At 61.3% G+C, this 18,600-nt stretch carries 14 protein-coding genes; 4 read left to right on the plus strand and 10 right to left on the minus strand.

Annotated features, from left to right (window positions below; genetic code table 11):
• Positions 1-17: 17 nt before the first annotated feature.
• The 10 genes from CLAM6_RS10580 to CLAM6_RS10625 all read right to left on the minus strand — a co-directional run bounded on the left by CLAM6_RS10580 (position 18) and on the right by CLAM6_RS10625 (position 15,807).
• The gene (locus CLAM6_RS10580; RefSeq protein ID WP_197738662.1) at positions 18-608 is read right to left on the minus strand and encodes an ankyrin repeat domain-containing protein; all 591 of its coding nucleotides are present in this window, start codon (positions 606-608) and stop codon (positions 18-20) included.
• Positions 609-800: 192 nt separating this feature from the next.
• A complete protein-coding gene (locus tag CLAM6_RS10585) occupies positions 801-2,339 on the minus strand; it encodes a catalase (RefSeq protein WP_153636039.1) in 1,539 nt (512 codons plus the stop codon).
• 550 nt (positions 2,340-2,889) lie between these two features.
• Positions 2,890-4,497, minus strand: coding sequence for a BCCT family transporter (locus CLAM6_RS10590; RefSeq protein WP_197738664.1), 1,608 nt, complete (start codon positions 4,495-4,497; stop codon positions 2,890-2,892).
• Positions 4,498-5,161: 664 nt separating this feature from the next.
• Positions 5,162-7,672 (minus strand): CoA transferase, encoded by a 2,511-nt coding sequence (locus CLAM6_RS10595; RefSeq protein ID WP_131432287.1) that lies wholly within the window; start codon positions 7,670-7,672, stop codon positions 5,162-5,164.
• An 86-nt stretch (positions 7,673-7,758) separates the two neighbouring features.
• Positions 7,759-9,396, minus strand: coding sequence for a BCCT family transporter (locus CLAM6_RS10600; RefSeq protein ID WP_107334496.1), 1,638 nt, complete (start codon positions 9,394-9,396; stop codon positions 7,759-7,761).
• Positions 9,397-9,601: 205 nt separating this feature from the next.
• The gene (locus tag CLAM6_RS10605; RefSeq protein ID WP_153636900.1) at positions 9,602-9,970 is read right to left on the minus strand and encodes a tautomerase family protein; all 369 of its coding nucleotides are present in this window, start codon (positions 9,968-9,970) and stop codon (positions 9,602-9,604) included.
• A 68-nt stretch (positions 9,971-10,038) separates the two neighbouring features.
• Positions 10,039-10,875, minus strand: a complete 837-nt coding sequence (locus CLAM6_RS10610) for an enoyl-CoA hydratase-related protein (RefSeq protein WP_172978685.1) — start codon at positions 10,873-10,875, stop codon at positions 10,039-10,041.
• A gap of 104 nt (positions 10,876-10,979) precedes the next feature.
• Entirely contained in the window at positions 10,980-12,392 is a 1,413-nt protein-coding gene (locus tag CLAM6_RS10615; RefSeq protein ID WP_242007648.1) for a CaiB/BaiF CoA transferase family protein, read from the minus strand.
• Positions 12,393-12,418: 26 nt separating this feature from the next.
• Positions 12,419-14,185, minus strand: a complete 1,767-nt coding sequence (locus CLAM6_RS10620) for a GMC family oxidoreductase (protein WP_153636040.1) — start codon at positions 14,183-14,185, stop codon at positions 12,419-12,421.
• 104 nt (positions 14,186-14,289) lie between these two features.
• The gene (locus tag CLAM6_RS10625) at positions 14,290-15,807 is read right to left on the minus strand and encodes a CoA-acylating methylmalonate-semialdehyde dehydrogenase (protein ID WP_153636041.1); all 1,518 of its coding nucleotides are present in this window, start codon (positions 15,805-15,807) and stop codon (positions 14,290-14,292) included.
• 454 nt (positions 15,808-16,261) lie between these two features.
• On the opposite strand from CLAM6_RS10625, the gene CLAM6_RS10630 reads away from it, so the two are divergent.
• The 4 genes from CLAM6_RS10630 to CLAM6_RS10645 all read left to right on the plus strand — a co-directional run bounded on the left by CLAM6_RS10630 (position 16,262) and on the right by CLAM6_RS10645 (position 18,519).
• Positions 16,262-17,158, plus strand: coding sequence for a LysR family transcriptional regulator (locus CLAM6_RS10630; RefSeq protein WP_153636042.1), 897 nt, complete (start codon positions 16,262-16,264; stop codon positions 17,156-17,158).
• A gap of 279 nt (positions 17,159-17,437) precedes the next feature.
• Positions 17,438-17,806, plus strand: coding sequence for a PH domain-containing protein (locus CLAM6_RS10635; RefSeq protein ID WP_153636043.1), 369 nt, complete (start codon positions 17,438-17,440; stop codon positions 17,804-17,806).
• A 50-nt stretch (positions 17,807-17,856) separates the two neighbouring features.
• Positions 17,857-18,210: a hypothetical protein gene (locus tag CLAM6_RS10640; RefSeq protein ID WP_153636044.1), complete on the plus strand. Its 354-nt coding sequence runs from the start codon at positions 17,857-17,859 to the stop codon at positions 18,208-18,210.
• A gap of 132 nt (positions 18,211-18,342) precedes the next feature.
• Complete coding sequence (locus CLAM6_RS10645; protein ID WP_153636045.1) at positions 18,343-18,519, plus strand: hypothetical protein; 177 nt, start codon at positions 18,343-18,345, stop codon at positions 18,517-18,519.
• Positions 18,520-18,600 lie beyond the last annotated feature (81 nt).

The following is an 18,600-nucleotide window of genomic DNA, read 5'->3' on the forward strand; positions in this document are numbered from 1 at the left end:
CCTTGGCACGCCTGACCTCACATATTGAACTTCACCAGCGTCACGATACGTGACAGGCCCTGGGCCGCCGCCAATGACTGCGCAGTATTGCCACGCGCATCCTGGATCGAGGGGTCCGCGCCGGCCTGCAGCAACAGCTTGATGATGTCTTCATTGCCGAACAGAGACGCCATCATCAGCGCCGTCTGGCCACTGTAATTGCGATGATTCACATCACAGTCGGTATTGGCGATCAGCCATCTGGCTGTCTCGTCAAAGCCGCGAAACGCCACGCCCATGAAGGCATTGCTGCCTTTCTCATCGAGTGCACAGGCGTCAGCACCGGCAGACTTGAGCAGCGCCAGGGTGTCGGTATGCCCGTAGTAGGCCGCAAGAATGAAAGGGGTATAGCTGCGTGAATTGGTGACCGAGAGATCACCGCCCTGCTGAACATATTCCCGGATCGCGGCATTGTCGCCATCGCGTGCGGCGTCAAAGATATCGATGTCGCCAGCCGCGACAGCCTGCCCCGCCATCACCATCATCAGCAGACTGGCCAACACCGCCAGCCATCTTCTGCCCAGGCCGTGTTGCTGCTCGCTGGAGTCTGTGGCTCGCATCGTATGCATCTTGCGCTCCTCTCTCGTCTTTCGCTCGTGTTGAGCTCGTCTGGCGCACATGTTGCGCTCGTGTGCCGGCCGGCAGAGGAGCGCAAGCTCCCCTGCCGGGTCAATCAGGCCCGGGACTTCCGGCAGCGGTTGATCGCGATCGCATCACGCTTTTCTTTGTACGCTTTGCTTTCAGCCGCTGACTCAGATGTCTCAGTCCTCGATCAGCTCTTCCACGTCGTCCATGTCGACGTCTGCCACCTTGGCCAGACGCTCACCGTATTCGTGGTCGGCCTGGTAGAAGTGGCTGACCATGATCTCGCGGATCTCCTCGTTCTTGACCTTGCTCAGGTCAGTCCCCAGCGCCTGGATCAGAGCATCCTGATCCTGCTCGGAGAAGGAGCGATACAGCTCACCGGCCTGAGCGAAGTTCTGCTGCTTGCCGATCGGCTGCTGCTGGGTGGTGCCATTCAGGGTGTAGCGCTTGTACTCGTACTGGCTGTCATCCACCAGCGAGTCGGCGTTGCGGCTCGGCTGATAGTTGATGGAGCCGGAACGCGGCTTGGAGTAACCCGCGCCGTCCTGATGGTTGTTGTGCACCTCATTCTTGGGCGCATTCACCGGCAGCTGCATGAAGTTGGCCCCCAGGCGATAACGCTGGGCATCGGCGTAGGCGAACAGACGTCCCTGCAGCATGCGGTCTTCGGAGGGCTCGACACCCGGCACCAGGTTGGCCGGCGACATGGCCGCCTGCTCGGTTTCCTGGAAGAAGTTGTCCGGCGTACGATTCAGCGTCAGCTCACCGACCTTGCGGGCAGGAATCAGGTCTTCCGGCCACAACTTGGTGGTATCGAGCGGATTGAAATCGAAGCTGTTCAGCTTGCTGGGATCCAGAGTCTGGATATAGAGATCCCAGGCCGGGTCATCGCCGGCATCCAGATGGGTGTAGAGGTCATCGGTCAGATGGTTGAAGTCAGTGGACTGCACGTTGGCGGCTTCTTGCGGCGTCATGCCGTGGTTGCCCTGACGCGACTTCCAGGTGAACTTCACGTACTTCCAGTCGCCTTCGGCATTGACGAACTTGAAGGCATGCACGCCGGAACCATCCATCTCACGCAGGCTGGTCGGAATCCCCAGCGGCGAGTAGAGGTAGGTCAGCATGTTGGTGCTTTCGGGGATGTGGCTGAAGAAATCGAAGTAGCGATTCGGGTCCTGCAGGTTGGTACGCGGGTCCGGCTTCAGCGCATGGATCATGTCCGGGAACTTCATCGCATCGCGGATGAAGAACACCGGGAAGTTGATGCCCACGATGTCCCAGTTGCCCTGTTCGGTGTAGAACTTGACGGCGAAGCCACGCGGGTCGCGCAGGGTTTCCGGCGAACCCTTGCTGTTGATCACGCTGGAGAAGCGCACGAAGACCGGCGTCACCTGGCCCTTGTCCTGGAAAGGTGCCGCGACGGTCAGGTCGGTCAGGTCCGCGGTGGCACGGAACTCACCGTAGGCACCGGTACCGCGAGCGTGGACGACTCGCTCCGGAATGCGCTCGCGCTCGAAGTGCGCCAGCTTCTCCAGCAGGTGGTGGTCCTGAAGGAGTGTCGGGCCGTTCGGGCCGGCGGTCAGGGAGTTCTGGTTGTTGCCTACCGGCGCACCATTGGAGCGAGTCATCACTTCCTGCTGCGCCAGACTGCTGGCAGAAAGGCCCAGCGCCATCACGGCCGTCAGGGTCTTCATGGGAAAACGTACGTTCAGCATCTCGCAAATTCCTCGTTAAATCAGGGAGTAACGGGGCGAGGAGTATTAGCGAGAAGCCACCATAGCAAAAATAAATAATAACTAACCAGAAGATAGTGAAAACCTAATTCGTTGCAATTTAAGCACCAGTTGATTCATCCCGCCAGCGAGAAACCCGAGGTGGCGTTCGCCACGACGACCACGACTTTCTGCATGTAAATGCATACAGGTGTCGCGCTGCTGCGGTTTTCAGGTCAGATGCAAACTTCACCGTCATCAATCGCCCAGTGAGAAAACGCGAATCCAAGGTCTGAGGGCAAGACGTTCAGGCCAGGATTGTTGCGTCCTGTCATCCAATCCGCACGGCTCAAGATACTCGATGCTGGCCGTCGCCCACCTCGAATACAAATGACCAAGAGAAAGGGCCGAGCGAAGGGATGGGCATGGTATGCCTGAGCAAGGCCAAACCTGCTCCCTGTCAGGCGTGTCCATACGCCAGAAACGACAAGGGCCCCTCATGTGAGGGGCCCTTGTCGTTAGGTCTTGCGACGTCTCTTTCAGCGCATAGCGGTTACGCCTGGCGATTCGTCTTCTTCGACTTGCGCTGGAAGGCCGGCATGTCATCGATGACCAGTACCGGATTCAGCTCTTCCTTGGGGAAGTCATTCTTGAGCCAGCGCAGCATCGAGAGCGCCAGAATCAGCATCACCGGAATCATCGGCAGCGCCACCACGATGGTCGAGGTCTGCACCGTCTGCAGGCCACCCAACTGGATCAGCGCAACGCCGACGGCCGCGATCAGGAAGGCCCAGATCAAGCGGAACGAGCGCTTGGGCTCCTGATACCCGGACAGCTTGCGTGAGGTCACCGAGGCCAGCACGTAGGCCGAGCTGTCCAGCGTGGTTGCCAGGAAGATGAAGCACAGGAGGATGAAGGCCACCGTGACCAGCTTGGCATACGGCAGGGTCTGCAGAATGCCTTCCACCGCCAGCGGGATACCGCCACTGTCCAGCAGCGCCTTGATATCCAGCGCGCCGCTGATCTGCAGGTCCAGCGCGTAACCGCCCCACACCGCGAAGAACACCCAGGTTCCCAGCGAGCCGAACACCAGCTCCGCGATGATCAGCTCACGGATGGTACGGCCGCGCGAGATACGGGCCACGAACAGGCCCACCATCGGCGCGTAGGCGATCCACCAGGCCCAGTAGAAGACGGTCCAGTCCTTCCAGAAGGTGGAATCCCCCGCTGGGTCGGTCCACAGGCTCATCGGAATGAAGTTGCCCAGGGTCTTGCCGAGGCTGTTGACGAAGCCTTCGACCATGAACTGCGAGTCACCGACGATGAAGGTGAAGGCCAGCAGGAAGATCGCCAGGATCACGTTGACGTCAGAGAGAATCTTGATGCCCTTGGCCAGGCCGAACCAGACACTGGCGGAGAACATCGCCGTCCAGATGCACAGTACCGCGACTTCCAGCCCGAAATTGGCTTCCATGCCCAGGATACCGCTGACCAGCTGTGATACCAGCGGGACCGCCAGCCCCAGCGAGGTGCCGACGCCGCCGACGATCCCGAACACGACGATGGAATCCAGTAACACACCCCAGGCGCCATCCGCATGACGGCCCAGCACGCCGCGCGAGGCGACGGACAGACGCACGCCATCACGCTTCTTGACGTACATGGAGTAGGCGATCGGCAGGCCCGGCAGGCAATAGAAGGCCCACGGCGTCAGCCCCCAGTGGAACTGACCGAAGGCCAGCGCCCACTCCGCAGCCTCACGGCTCTTGGCCGCCACGTGATAGGCCGGCGAGGTGTAGTAGTAGATCGGCTCGACCCACGCCCAGTTGACGATCGCGATCCCCATTCCGCAGGTGAAGATCATCGCCACCCAGCTGAAGTAGGAGAAATCGGGCGTGTCCTCTGCCCCGCCCAGGCGGACGTTGCCGTAGCGACTGAAGGCCAGCCAGATGAGGAATCCGACGACGCTCAGGCCGGCCACCAGATACAGCCAGCCGAACTTGCCGGTGGCGAAGGAGAAAGCGGCATTGATCAGCGCGGTGCTGGCCTCCGGGAACAGGATGACCGGGCCGATGAAGGCCAGGATGACCAATACGGCGGGGATGAAGACACGCGGGTCCAGATGATCGCCATCACTGGCGGGGGGAACTGCTTCTTGCACGACTACCACCTTAGTGAGAAAGCCCGAGCAAGAGGGGCGAGACATCGCTCTTGCTCGGGCAGTTCGCTGTATTCAATAATTTTTCGTAATGAAAAGAGCGCGGTATTATACATTTTTTTATTCCACGCGCATTATACTTTCCCGGAAACTGCGGGGAGTATGAATCGCGACACGGTATTTTCTCATGAAAACATGAATTTAATTCATTAATCTCGCACTGCGCACTCGCCTTCTCGCGCCCTCCTCGTACATTGACTTCCACCAGACGCGAACAGGCCGCCGACACGTCAATGTCGGCGGCCTGTGGGTCTCAAGCGCTCATGAGCGGCGACTGTCACGCAGAATCCTGCACCTGTCGCAGCAGTCTTTCGCCTTTGCATCGCGAGGGTCACGCCAGCCGATGCACCAACGTCATACGCAGAAGCCTCGACGTTCACCTCATGTCACAAGACGCTCAGCGCTTGAGCACTTCTCATGCGCCGGGAGCTGCCCCCTGCCAGCTCAGGGTCAGGCAAGCCGGCCTTGAGCAATCAGCACTGGCTGACGTACTGGGTCACGAAAACGCCCCACCTCGTGAATCACGAGATGAGGTGTTTGAACGTCTCAGGCGCTATCGACAGCCTTTAGTCGGCGGCCCTCAGTGAACAGGCACCGTATGGCGCGATCAGCTTGGCAGGTACTCCTCACTCCAGCTTTCGGACACCACGCCCTCCTCGATCAACTGATCGATCTCTTCATCGCTGTGATCAAGCCCCTTGAGTACCGAGCGGGTCGAGGCGCCGTATTTCTCGGCCGGCGACAGTGGGTAGATACGTCCACGCCGCGGACGGATGGCATAGGGGTCAAGCTGAGTGATCTCGTGACCACTGGGGTGGTCCGAGTAGACCGAGAACGAATAGCTGCCGGCATCGATCCCGGTCCGCTCGCCAGCCGGGTGGACATTGTAGGAGCGCAATGTCTCCAGGTTCTCGCATACGGCCGCGGCGATGTCCGCCGCCTGCAGTCGCTCGACCCAGTCATTGGCTCGCGCGCTGATAAAACGCGGTGCCAGGTAGGCAGCACGCTCCTCACGCGGGATTTCCGGCAATTCTTCCAGCCCCTCGACCTTGCGGAATTTCTCCAGCTCCGACTCATAGACACTGACCAGCAAGATGCCATCGGAGGCCGAATAAAAGCGCGCCAGGTCATCGTAGCCGGTCGCCTCACGACCGGAGGGCTCGTCGAACAGGCCACGGCGCTCATAGTCATAGCAGAACGGCAACTGGGCGAGACCGCTCAGCGCCGACAGCGAGGTCTTGATGCGCGAAGTGCGGCCGGTCTTGAGCTTGCGATACAGCGCGGTGGCAATCCCGAGCGACGCGCCAAAGCCGCACATGACATCGATGGTGCCGACGTGAGCGTGCTCCTCGGGGGTGTCCATGCTGCCACCGAAGCGCAGCATGATACCGGTGGTGGCCTGCACCAGATCGTCATAGCCGAGGTAGTTGGTGCGCGGCCCGGGCAGCACGCCGCTGAAGCAGTCCAGCTGACAGAAGACGGCGTCCGGGTTGAGCTCGCGCATGGCCTCCTCGCTCAGGCCCATGGAAGCCACCTGCCGGTCGGTAGCATTCCAGACCACCACATCACTCTGACGAATCAGCTCATCCAGGATGGCGCGCCCGCTGGGCTGTCTGACGTCGGTCAGCAGCGAGCGCTTGGAGCGCATGTGGGACAGGCCGAAGATGACGGTATTCCAGCAGTCATAGAACGGCTTAGCCGGGTCGACCTTGATGACCTCGGCACCGAAGCGCGCCAGATACGCCACCGAGTGCGGCCCGGCGATCACGTTGCACAGATCCAGAATCTTGACGCCTTCCAGCCAGCCATCGCGGGCATTGCGTGCCCGCACCCGTGGCAGCTTGGTCTCGATGCGGGTCAACACCGACAGCGCATGGGTGACGCTCACCCAGCGCCGCGGCCTGGGCGTCAGCATCTCCTGGCCGCTGTCGGCCATCCACACCATCGGGCCGGGCTGGATCATCAGTCCGAATTCGGGGTCCTCGACCTCGACCATCAGGCCCGCCGTCTCGGCGTGATCATCGTGGATCCACTCCTGCAGCCAGCGCTGCGGCGCACCGGGGAACTTGCCTCTGCCGAAGATCTTCTCCCATTCCTTGGAGGTGCGCGTGAGGAAGACCTCCTTCATGCGCGCCGCGATATGGTCCGCCCAGGACTTGGGCAACGGATAGACGCCCAGCGACATGTCGGATTGCCATTCGCTGCTCGGGCGATAGGTATCCGGCTCCTCGCTCATGCCTTCGGCGACCAGCTCATCGTAGAGGCCCAGTACCTTCAGGCAGCGCTTGGCGTGCTCGCGATGACTCGGACAGACCACATAGAACATGCGGCCATCCTTGCACTTGTAGCTGCGATAGAAGGGATCGAGCAGCTCCTGCAGCTCGTCGTAGTCGAGATTCATCGGCTGGCCCTCGATACGCCGACGTTCGATCTCCTTCTCGCGCTGGGTCTTGTAGCGCTCCGGCAGGCCCTCGATCTTGATCGAGTTGTAGCAGAGCCCCTCCATCAGCGCGCAGACCAGTGGTACCTCGATCTCGTCACCCATGCCGGTCCGCTCGCGGGCCTGCAGCGCCAGCACCACCGAGGAGGCCGCCAGCATGGTGCCGTAGGCCGAGCCCAGCGGCAGCGGCGAGAAGGACGGATTGATGCCCATCAGCACCCGGTTGAGGCCCATGTCGGTGAAGACGCCGGAGTTGGCGGCGATCACGCTCTCGAAGGCGCGCCAGTCGCGGCGCAGGGTGTCATTGGAGGCAAAGCCGGGAATCGACAGCGTGATCAGCTCATTGCGCTCCTCGCGCAGGGCCTGGAAGTCGATGCCCAGCCGCTTCATGACCCCGGGGCGGAAGCTCTCGATCACGATGTCGGCCTCCTCGATCAGCGCCAGCGCCTGCTCGACGCCCTCCTCGGACTTGAGGTTCAGCGAGACGATCAGCTTGTTACGATTGAGCGTGGCGTTGGCCGGCGACTGCCACATCGGCCCGCCGGGCGGATCGACGTGAACCACGGTGGCGCCCAAATCGGCGAGGATCATGGCGACGGCCGGGCCCGCCATGTATTGACCGAAATCGATTACCTTGACGTCAGTCAGCGGCAGGCGGGTTTCGGAGTGGATTGTCATCGGTGCGGTCCTTCTGTCCGGGGGGCATGCGGGTCGCGTCAGCCCCGGTGAGCGTCATGTGTTGAGAGAGACAGGAAAAAGTGCACTCAGCGAGGCTTGGCGTCATCGCGCGGGCTGGGGGTCTCCAGCACCAGATGCGGTTCCAGCACCTTGCGCGCGAAGTCCTGGCGCAACCAGCGCACCAGCGACCAGGTCAGGATGAACAGCACCGGAATCATCGGCAGCGCGACCACGATGGTGGAAGTCTGAACCGCCTTGAGGCCGCCCAGCTGGATCAATGCCACCCCGACACCGGCGATCAGGAAGGCCCAGATCAGGCGCACGCTGCGCTTGGGCTCCTGATAGCCTGAGAGCTCACGCGTGGTCACCGACGCCAGCACATAGGCCGAACTGTCCAGGGTGGTGGCGAGGAAGATGAAACACAGCAGGATGAAGCTTGCGGTGATCAGCTCGGAGAACGGCAGCGTGGCGAGAATCGCGGACACGGCGCCGGGGATACCGCCGTCGCTGAGTGCAGCCGCGACATCCAGGGTGCCACTCACCTGCAGGTCCAGCGCATAACCGCCCCAGACCGCGAAGAACACCCAGCAGCCCAGCGAGCCGAACACCAGCTCGGCGATGATCAGTTCACGAATGGTGCGCCCCCGCGAGATACGGGCGACGAACAGCCCCATCATCGGCGCGTAGGCGATCCACCAGGCCCAGTAGAAGACGGTCCAGTCCTTCCAGAAGGTCGAATCGCCCACCGGGTCGGTCCATAGGCTCATGGTCACGAAGCTCGACAGCATGGTGCCGAGACTGTTGACCCAGCCTTCCACCATGAACAGCGACGGCCCGGCGGTGAAGGTGAAGGCCAGCAAGGCGATGGCCAGAATCACGTTGATGTCGGAGAGGATCTTGATGCCCTTGGCCAGCCCGAACCAGACACTGGCGGAGAAGATCGCCGTCCAGATCAGCAGCACTCCCAGATTGAGCGCAAAGGACGGCTCGATGCCCAGCAGATCGCCGAGCAGTCGTGATACCAGCGGCACCGCCAGCCCCAGCGAGGTGCCGACACCGCCGACGATGCCGAACACCACCACTGCATCCAGCAACACGCCCCACCAGCCATCGGCATGCTTGCCGAGCACGCCGCTGGAGGCCACGGACAGACGCACGCCCGGGCGATTGCGGACATACATGGAATAGGCGATGGGAATCGCCGGCAGGCAATAGAACGCCCAGGGCGTCAGCCCCCAGTGAAACTGGCCATAGGCCAGCGCCCACTCGGCCGCTGCGTCACTGCCGGCCTTGACGTCAAATGGCGGGCCGGTGAAATAGTAGATCGGCTCGACCCACGCCCAGTTGACGATGGCGATACCGATGCCGCCGGCGAAGATCATCGCGACCCAGCTGAAATACGAGAACTCCGGCGTGTCTTGCGGGCCGCCCAGACGGACATTGCCGTAGCGGCTGAACGCCAGACCGATCAGGAACACGACGACGGAGAAGCCCGCCAGCAGGTAAAGCCAGCCGAAATTGCCGGTCGCGAAGGCGAAGGCCGCATTGACGGCAGCCTCACCGGATTCGGGAAACAGGATGATGGGAATGATGAGGCCGGCGATGACGAGCACCGAGGGCAGGAAAACCCGCCAGTCGATCTCGTCGCGGGCCTTGTGGGAGGCGCGGGGCTCGCGTGTCGGGCTCCCGCTGCCGGAAGCCGTCTTGGGCGCAGAACTGCTCATGTTGATCACCGTTATTGTGGTTATGCGGTTCGGTGTTTAGGCGAGGTCCACCGCGATTGGCGTATCGCTGGTGGACCACTCAACGCATGGTGTTGAAAGGGGCTAAAGGGTATGGCTGTCCAAAGCCGGAATCTCTGACGCGTCACATCGATTGCCGTCACGTCTCAGACACGGCACAAACGATGCCGAGGCTCGTCAGCCCCGCTCAATCGGGACAGAATTGCGCAATGCCATCCTCGAATGACCAATCGATATCGTGATTCTCCGAGATCGTGATCAGGACGTTGCCGGGGGCAATCCCCGGGTTTCTGCCCAGCGCCTCGACCACTCTGGCGTAGAACGCCTTCTTGGCCTGGTCCGGCTTTCCGCTGCGCATCACCAGATGCATCATCACGCGGTCCTGATTGCGTGACTGGAATTCGAGGTCCTGATCGGCACATTCATGGATCACCTGGTAGCGATCATCTGCCGGAAAATCCAGGGTCTCGATGACGGCGGCATTGACCTCATCGGCAATCGCCTTGCGATAAGCATCAGACTTGCCTTTCAGAACATTGATGGTGACAAAGGGCATCATGGCCTCCGCTAGCACCCGGGCAAGGGGTGCGGTGAATGAACATCGAACTTGCCAGACCCCGGGGCCTAGCGATGACGGAAGACCGGTGCTCGCTTGGCAACGAAGGCGCTCATGCCCTCCTTCTGGCCCTCGGTCGCGAAGGCGGCCTGAAAGAGCAGACGCTCTTGACGAAGCCCTTCATTGAGCGAGGTCTCGAATGCCGTGTTGACGGCTGACTTGGCCATCTTGACCGCCGGCGTGTTGTAGCCCGCGATGGTATGCGCGGCCTCGAGCGCGTTCTGCATCAGTTCATCCTTGGGCACGACCCGCGCCACCAGGCCAATCTCCTTGGCCTCCTGAGCGCCGATGTTGCGGCCGGTCAAGACCATATCCATCGTCATCGCCTTGCCGACCGAGCGGGCCAGGCGCTGTGATCCGCCGATGCCCGGCAGGATGCCCAGCTTGATTTCCGGCTGGCCAAACTGGGCGTCTTCCGAGGCGATGATGAAGTCGCACAGCAGGGCCAGTTCACAGCCGCCACCGAGGGCAAAACCACTGACGGCGGCGATGATCGGCTTGGAAATCCTGCGCACCTCGTCCCAGGGCGAGAGAAAGTCATCCATGTAGAAATCAGTGAAAGACTTCTCGACCATTTCCTCGATGTCCGCACCGGCGGCAAAGGCGCGGGGATTGCCGGTGATGACGATGGCGCCGATGCCCGGGTCGGCGTCCAGCTCGCGGAGGACCGCAAGCGTCTCCTCGGCCAGTTGGCGGTTGAGCGCATTCAGACTTTTCGGGCGATTGAGGATGATCAACCCGACGCGCTCGCGGCGTTCGACGACGATCATCTCGAGAGTTTCCGGCTCCGGCGCGTCAGACGCCGACTGTTTGGCCTGGGGTTGCGATTTCACCATCTTGTTCATTCTTGTCTCCCGATGTCGGGTGCGTCACTCTGGCGTGAGTTCTGGCGTGAGTCCTGGCGTGAGCCTTGGCGTAACTTTTGCGTAAATTTGGCCTAGCCACTTACTTACTGCGCATCGCAGGACGTTGCGGTACTGGGCGATGACGCTTCACTGGATGCCGCGGCGTCTGGCGCTGCGCCGCGCGTTTTCGCGGCGGTACTTGATGACTTGCGAGCCGGACTGGCCTTGTGTGCGCTGCCATTCTCGCTGCGATTCTCGACTGTCTGTTCGCTGCCATTCTCGGCGGTCTTTCCGCCGTGCTTCTGGCGCTCAGATTCGGGCAGATGATAGGCACCATGGCGTGCCATCAGCTCGTCCAGAATCGCCTCGCGATGCTGGCCAAGGCCCGGCGCACTGCAGGGCACCTGACTGTCGATGTCCCGACGTCCCGTGAGCTTGATCGGATTGCCCGCCGTCCTGAATGGCTTGCCGGCCTTGCCCTGGACCTGAACGATCATGTTGCGGGCCTTCAGCTGCGGGTGATCGAACAGCTTGTCGATGGTATTGATCGGCGAGCACGGCACGCCCTCCTCATTGAGCAGATCCACCCAATGCTGAACCGGCTGCTGCACCAGGATTTTTTCCATCTCGATCACCAGTTCCGGACGATTCCTGCAGCGCATGTCGTTGCTGAGAAAACGCGGATCGAAGGCCAACCGCGCCGCGCCGATGGCATCGGCCATCAACAGGAACAAGGTGTCGTTGCCGGCCGCGATGACGAGCTTGCCATCCTGCGCATTGAAGCTTTCAAACGGCGCCAGCGAAGGATGGCAATCACCGGTGCGGTGCGGCACCTTGCCCTCGATATCGAAGCGCGCCAGCGCCGTTTCCATCAGCGCCGCCTGGCAGTCGAGCATGCCGATATCCACCCGCGTGCCCTGGGCATCCCGAGTGCGGCTATAGAGCGATGCGAGAATTCCCACCGCCGCAAACAGCGCCGCGCTCAGGTCGCCAAAGCTGGTACCCACTCGGGCGGGCTCATCGTCAGGCCAGCCTGTCAGGCTCATGATGCCGCCCATGGCCTGCACGACCATGTCGTAGCCGGGCAGTTCGCTGAAGGGGCCGGTGTGCCCGAAGCCCGAGATCGAGGAATAGATCAGGTGAGGATGCGTTCTGGCCAGACGCTCCGGGCCATAGCCCAGGCGGTCCATTACCCCGGGGCGGAAGTTCTCCACCAGCACATCCGCCTCATCCAGCAGGCGCTCAAGCAGCTCGCGGTCACGCGGCGACTTGATGTCCAGCACGATGCTTTCCTTGTTGCGGTTGAAGCAGCTGAAGTAGGCGCTTTCTCCCTCCACGAAGGGGCCGAATTCGCGGGTATCATCTCCGGTCCCGATCTTCTCCACCTTGATGACACGTGCGCCCAGGTCAGCCAGCACCATGGTGCAATAAGGCCCGGCGAGTACCCGTGAGAAATCCAGCACGGTGATCCCGTCCAGTGGCCCCTTCTTGAGTTCCGTCTGCGTCGAGATGGCCATCGGTCAACTCCCAAAGTCGTGGCGTATTACTGTGCGTTCAGGATCCATCCCGCGGCTTTTTCCGCGATCATCAGGGTCGGCGAGTTGGTATTGCCGCTGACGATGGTCGGCATGATGCCGGCATCTGCCACCCGCAATCCCTGGATACCGCGCACACGCAGACGGCTGTCGACCACCGCCATCGAGTCATCCGCGCGCCCCATGCGCGTGGTGCCCACCGGATGGAAGATGGTGGTGCCGATATCGCCAGCCAGCCTGGCGAGCTCTTCATCAGTCTGATACTCGACCCCCGGCTTGATCTCCTCGGGCTTGTAGCGCGCAAAGGCAGGCTGGGAGGCGATACGCCGCGTGACCCGCAAGGAATCGGCCGCGACCTTGCGGTCTTCCTCGGTGCTCAGATAGTTGGGCGCGATGGCCGGGGCCTGACGCGGGTCGGCGCTCTGCAGACGCACCGTGCCACGGCTGGTGGGGTTGAGATTGCAGACACTCGCGGTGATCGCCGGGAAGGGATGCAACGGCTGCCCGAAGGCCTCGAGGCTCAGTGGCTGGACGTGGTACTGGATATTGGGGTGGGCGTAGTCATCGCTGCTGCGCGTGAAGGCCCCCAGCTGTGACGGCGCCATGCTCATCGGCCCGGAACGCTTGAACAGGTACTGCATGCCGATGCCCATCTTGCCCAGCAAGGTGCTGGCCATGGCGTTCAGGGTCTTGGCATTGGTGACCTTGTAGACCGAGCGGATCTGCAGGTGGTCCTGCAGGTTCTCGCCGACGCCGGGCAGGTCCTTCACCACCTCGACGCCATGTTCCTCCAGCAGTGCCCTGGGCCCGACGCCCGAAACCTGCAGCAGATGTGGCGAGCCGATGGCGCCGGCACACAGCACGACCTCACGCTTCGCCGAGAGGTTGATGACCTTGCCGTCACGCACGACCTGCAGCCCCGTGCAGCGCAGATCAGAGGCTTGCTTCGCTGCGTCCGCCGCCCCTGTTTCAGCCCCCGTGCCCTGCTCGCCGCCCGCAAACAGCAGACGATTGACCTGGGTGGAATGCCATAGCGTCAGGTTGCTGCGCTTGAGCGCCGGGCGCAGGAAGGCCTTGGCCGTGTTCCAGCGCCAACCCGCACGCTGGTTGACCTCGAAATAGGCCACCCCTTCATTGCTGCCGCGATTGAAATCCTTGGTGCGCGGAATGCCGGCCTGCTCGGCCGCACTGGCGAAGTCATCCAGCACTTCCCAGTTGAGGCGCTGACGCTCGACGCGCCACTCCCCACCGTGACCATGGAAATCACGCTGCTCGGGGTCACTGCTGGCGCCATCATCCAGCAGCGCGTGATCCTCGTGACGCATGAAGTCAGCCAGACACTGCTCCCAACGCCACTCGTCGTCGCCGGACACCTCGGCCCAGTGATCGTAATCCCGCGCCTGGCCGCGCATGTAGATCATGCCGTTGATGCTGGAACAGCCGCCCAGCGTCTTGCCGCGCGGGTAGATCAGCGAACGGCCGTTGAGTCCCTTGTCCGGCTCGGTGCGGAACATCCAGTCGGTGCGCGGGTTGTTGATGCAGTACAGATAGCCCACTGGAATGTGAATCCAGTGGTAGTTGTCACGTCCGCCCGCCTCGACCAGCAACACGCGGTGGTCAGGGTTGGCGCTGAGGCGATTGGCCATCAGGCAGCCGGCGGAACCGGCGCCCACGATGATGTAATCGAATTCAGAGAGATCGTCGCCCGGTTTGGCGGGGCGAGCGTCCTGCTCGCCCTCCGGGGATCGATGCGGGTTGTTCTTGTTGTCTGACATGGCGCGTCCCTCTCCAGACAGCTGGCGTATGCTGGTAAGTAACCAGAATGCAGATGACTACGATGCAGATGGCGACAGTGCAGATGACCGCAGTCGCGAGCGACTTACTTGGCCGTCGGCATGGCGAACTCGGCACCGGCATCGATGGAATCCGACCAGCGCTGCATGATGGACTTCTGCTTGGTGTAGAAACGCACCCCCTCTTCTCCGTAGGCGTGGGTATCCCCGAACAGGGAGCTCTTCCAGCCACCGAAACCGTGCCAGGCCATCGGGACCGGAATCGGCACGTTGATGCCGACCATGCCAACCTGAATGCGGCGCCCGAATTCCCGCGCGACACTGCCGCTCTCGGTGAAGCAACTCACGCCGTTGCCGAATTCGTGGTCGTTGATCAGCTGGATGGCGGTCGCGACGTCCGGCACACGGACACAGGCCAGAACCGGGCCGAAGATCTCTTCCTTGTAGATGGTCATGTCCGGCGTGACGTGATCGAACAGCGTGCCGCCCATCCAGAAGCCTTCAGTGCTGTCGCCGCCGATGTCGTTGCCGGTGAACTCACGCCCGTCGACGATCATCTCGGCGCCTTCCGCGACGCCCTTTTCGATATAACCGCAGATACGCTCATGCGCCTGACGGGTGACGATCGGGCCCATCTCGGCGTCCAGGTTCATGCCGTCCTTGATCTTGAGTTCGCGGGCACGCTCGGCCAGACGCGGCACCAGGGTGTCCGCCACATCGCCCACCATCACCGCGACACTGATGGCCATGCAGCGCTCACCGGCGGAGCCGTAGGCCGCGCCGATCAGGGCATCCACCGCCTTGTCGAGGTTGGCGTCCGGCATCACCACCATGTGGTTCTTGGCGCCACCCAATGCCTGGATTCGCTTGCGGTGACGTGCGCCGCGCTCGTAGATCAGGTTGGCGATCGGGGTCGAGCCCACGAAGGACAGGGCGCGCACCTTGGGATGATCGATCAGCGCCTCGACGGAATCCTTGTCGCCCTGCACCACGTTGAAGACGCCATCCGGCAGGCCCGCCTGCTTGAGCAGGTCCGCCATCATCAGCGAGGCGCTGGGGTCCAGCGGGCTCGGCTTGAGCACGAAACTGTTGCCTGCCGCGATGGCGACCGGGAACATCCACATCGGCACCATCACCGGGAAGTTGAACGGCGTGATGCCGGCGACGACGCCCAGCGGCTGGCGCATCGTCCAGTTGTCGATGCCGGTGCTGACCTGGTCGGTGAAGTCACCCTTGAGCAGCTGCGGGATACCACAGGCAAATTCGACGATATCGATGCCGCGTGCCACTTCGCCCTGGGCGTCGGTGAACACCTTGCCGTGCTCGCGGGTGATCGCCTCCGCCAGTTCATCCTTGTGCTCGTTGAGCAGTGCGAGGAACTTGAACATCACTCGGGCACGGCGAATCGGCGGCGTGTCGGCCCAGGCCGGGAAAGCGGCGTCGGCAGCAGCCACGGCGGCATCGACATCACTGTTGCGGGCCAGCGCGACCTGACCGGTCACCTTGCCGGTGGCCGGATTGAAGACATCCTGAGTGGCGCTGGAGTCGCCTCGAGTCACCTGGCCGTTGATGAAATGCTGGATAGCGTTGGCTGCTGTCGTCATGGTGCTGATCTCCGCTGGCGGTGTTTTATAGGAATAAGCCTGTGTAATGCGCATGTCTGGCGCTGAAGGTCCTTCGCCTGGTCTATGACGAACGAGGACATGCCATCAGCAGGTGTTCATGAAATTACGCCGCCACGCGCAGGGTGCAATTGAGTAATTCTTGGGTGAGATATAACGATTGCTGATATCCGATGTCGCTCGAAAACGCCTCCGCTCTCCTCGAGAACCAGAGAAGCAGTTAAGCTTTGGTAATCAATCAGTTATAACGACAAATAAGAAAGGAGTGCCGACAGCGACAGGCGCTTCGATCACGAGGCCTGTCCCGGGTGAACACGGCTTACCGCGACCAATGGCCAATAGGTGGCAGAGAAGGCATTCAGGCCACAATGCGTGATGCAGGGCCAGCAGCACGTGTCTCGCCGGCCAGAAAATGCCAAACACATGGATGCCACTGATGCAGGATCTGTCCCGACTCAATGCCTTTGTCACCGTGGCGCGCACCGGTAGCGTGTCGCGAGCGGCGCAGGCGTTGCACCTCACCCAGCCCGCGATCAGCCTCAAGCTCAAGCAATTGCAGGAAGGCCTGGGATTGAGCCTGTTCGAGCGTCACCCCCATGGCCTGTTGTTGACGGCTGATGGCCAGGCCTTGCTGCCCAGTGCCGAGAAGACCTTGGCCAGCGCGCGTGGCTTCGAGCAGGCCGCCGCGGCACTGCACAGCACGGTGCGCGGCAAGCTGCGCATCGGCACCATCGTCGACCCGGAATTCATCCGTCTGGGCAGCTTGCTTCGCCATCTACTGGAGCGGGCACCCAATCTGGAAACGGAACTCCACCACGGCATGAGCGGCTGCGTCCTCAAGGCGTTGCGCCAGAATGAGCTGGAAATCGGCTTCTACCTCGCTCCCCCCGGAGAAGGCCCACGCGATGACTCCCTGTGTTATCGTGAGCTGGCATTCTTCGACTATTTCATTCTCGCCCCCACCGGCTGGTCAGCGCGCCTGACGGAGACTGACTGGCCTTCCCTGGCCGCCCTGCCGTGGATCGTGACGCCTGAGAATTCCGTCCACTCACGTCTGCTGGCGCATGCCATGCGCGACAGTCAGTGCACCCCTCACCGCGTGGCACAGGTGGACCAGGAAGTCTGCATGCTGGACCTGGTACGTGCCGGCGTCGGACTGACACTGGCTCGCGATGTATTGGCGCTGGCCGAGCGTCAGGAACGAGGCCTCAATATCGTGCCGGATACCCGTCTGCCCTGCGCCTTGAGTGTGGTCTGGCGTCACGACAAGCAACATGACCCCTGTGTCGAAGCTGCCCTGCAAAGTCTCGAAGAGGTCTGGCCGTCTGAGTAAAGGAAGGTGGCCTCCCGAGATCAGACAGCAAGCGTCATGCTAACCAGAGAGGCCGGTGTGCATTTCGACGTTCTCCCTTCTTGCACTGCCGGGCAGCACACTGATCACTCCGGGGCTCTGGTGTCAGGGCACGGGGCTACTCCGTTGGCGCGAGATGGATTATTCTAGTCGTGATACTGGTTAAAGCCGCATGTCCCGCCAGAGGCCAAGGGAAGACCCCTTCTCATGCGCTATCGAAGTATCTCCAGATGGCAGCACTTCGAATCACAAGGTAACACAATGATAGATTTCAATAATAAAGGCTTTTTTAAACTCAAACAGAACGATGAATATGCCGAACGCGTCAGTGACCTGCTGATTGATGGCGAAGAAATCATTTCAGCTTATAAATCAATGCGTGATGGAGTCGTGTTTACCAACAAGCGTATTATTGCTGTCAATGTTCAAGGATTGACAGGCAGCAAGAAAGATTTCACCACTCTCCCTTACAAGAAGATCGAAACCTATTCCATCGAAACTTCCGGCACCTTTGATCTTGATTCAGAGCTCACGATCTACTTCTCGGCACTCGGTACGGTGAGATTTGAATTTACCGGCAAGACACGCCTTACCGAAATCGCGCAAGTCATCACCACCTATGTGTGTTGATTCCCTGCTGCTTCAGTTGTGAATTCCTTTGATCAAACGGGGTTATCCAGATGAGTGACATATCAGTCGAGCAATTCGAAGAAAACATGAAACGCGAACTCGACAAGTTCGTGCGCACCACCAACGGAACCGCCAGCTCCACCTCCCGTGACACCCCCCCTCGCGCGCGTCCTGAAGCCCCACGCGCCAGAGAGACCACCACCCCCCTCAAGGGGCTGAGGGTGACGCTTGGCGTCAAGCAGAAGCGACTGGCATTGGAAGAACCCTTCACGGTGCAGACCGACAGCATCTCGCGAATGGAAGCGCGCATTCATGCCGAGAAAGCGGCACGCAAGGCTGGCTGGAAGATCATCAGCCACGTGATCGACTGGAATGATACCGAGCGAGAGCCCGACGTTCGCTGATACCTCGGCCACTACGCCTGAAGGGGATGAGATCGGTTGCGCCACTAGCCCATATCGAGATTACCGAAAGGCAATCACGCCTCGGGCGGCATAGGCTCTGTAGACACACTCACGGTCTAGAGGGGTATGCGCATGAAACACTTCGATTCATTGTTCTCGCTGTTCGCGGCGGTCCTGTTGTCAGCCCTCCTGCCCTTTACCATGGGGAGTGACGCGAGGTCTGCCTCTCACGATCCGCAACCTTTCTTATCCCCTCTGACAGAAGGCTCGCTCAAGGAAGACGACGGGGAGGAAACGCCAGACGCGTGAGTCACCGCCACTGGACCATCCCGATAGGGAGTCAACTTGCTGTGTAAAATCTATCTTTCGGTCGACCGTCTCGATATATCG

This window comes from Cobetia sp. AM6 (assembly GCF_009617955.1).
Taxonomy (GTDB): Bacteria; Pseudomonadota; Gammaproteobacteria; order Pseudomonadales; family Halomonadaceae; genus Cobetia; species Cobetia amphilecti.

Bases quoted from the DNA above. Each gene is read 5' to 3' on its own strand.
- CLAM6_RS10580 (WP_197738662.1), bottom strand. From the start codon at position 608: ATGCATACGATGCGAGCCACAGACTCCAGCGAGCAGCAACACGGCCTG.
- CLAM6_RS10585 (WP_153636039.1), bottom strand. From the start codon at position 2,339: ATGCTGAACGTACGTTTTCCCATGAAGACCCTGACGGCCGTGATGGCG.
- CLAM6_RS10595 (WP_131432287.1), bottom strand. From the start codon at position 7,672: ATGACAATCCACTCCGAAACCCGCCTGCCGCTGACTGACGTCAAGGTA.
- CLAM6_RS10600 (WP_107334496.1), bottom strand. From the start codon at position 9,396: ATGAGCAGTTCTGCGCCCAAGACGGCTTCCGGCAGCGGGAGCCCGACA.
- CLAM6_RS10605 (WP_153636900.1), bottom strand. From the start codon at position 9,970: ATGCCCTTTGTCACCATCAATGTTCTGAAAGGCAAGTCTGATGCTTAT.
- CLAM6_RS10610 (WP_172978685.1), bottom strand. From the start codon at position 10,875: ATGAACAAGATGGTGAAATCGCAACCCCAGGCCAAACAGTCGGCGTCT.
- CLAM6_RS10615 (WP_242007648.1), bottom strand. From the start codon at position 12,392: ATGGCCATCTCGACGCAGACGGAACTCAAGAAGGGGCCACTGGACGGG.
- CLAM6_RS10620 (WP_153636040.1), bottom strand. From the start codon at position 14,185: ATGTCAGACAACAAGAACAACCCGCATCGATCCCCGGAGGGCGAGCAG.
- CLAM6_RS10625 (WP_153636041.1), bottom strand. From the start codon at position 15,807: ATGACGACAGCAGCCAACGCTATCCAGCATTTCATCAACGGCCAGGTG.
- CLAM6_RS10630 (WP_153636042.1), top strand. From the start codon at position 16,262: ATGCAGGATCTGTCCCGACTCAATGCCTTTGTCACCGTGGCGCGCACC.
- CLAM6_RS10635 (WP_153636043.1), top strand. From the start codon at position 17,438: ATGATAGATTTCAATAATAAAGGCTTTTTTAAACTCAAACAGAACGAT.
- CLAM6_RS10640 (WP_153636044.1), top strand. From the start codon at position 17,857: ATGAGTGACATATCAGTCGAGCAATTCGAAGAAAACATGAAACGCGAA.
- CLAM6_RS10645 (WP_153636045.1), top strand. From the start codon at position 18,343: ATGAAACACTTCGATTCATTGTTCTCGCTGTTCGCGGCGGTCCTGTTG.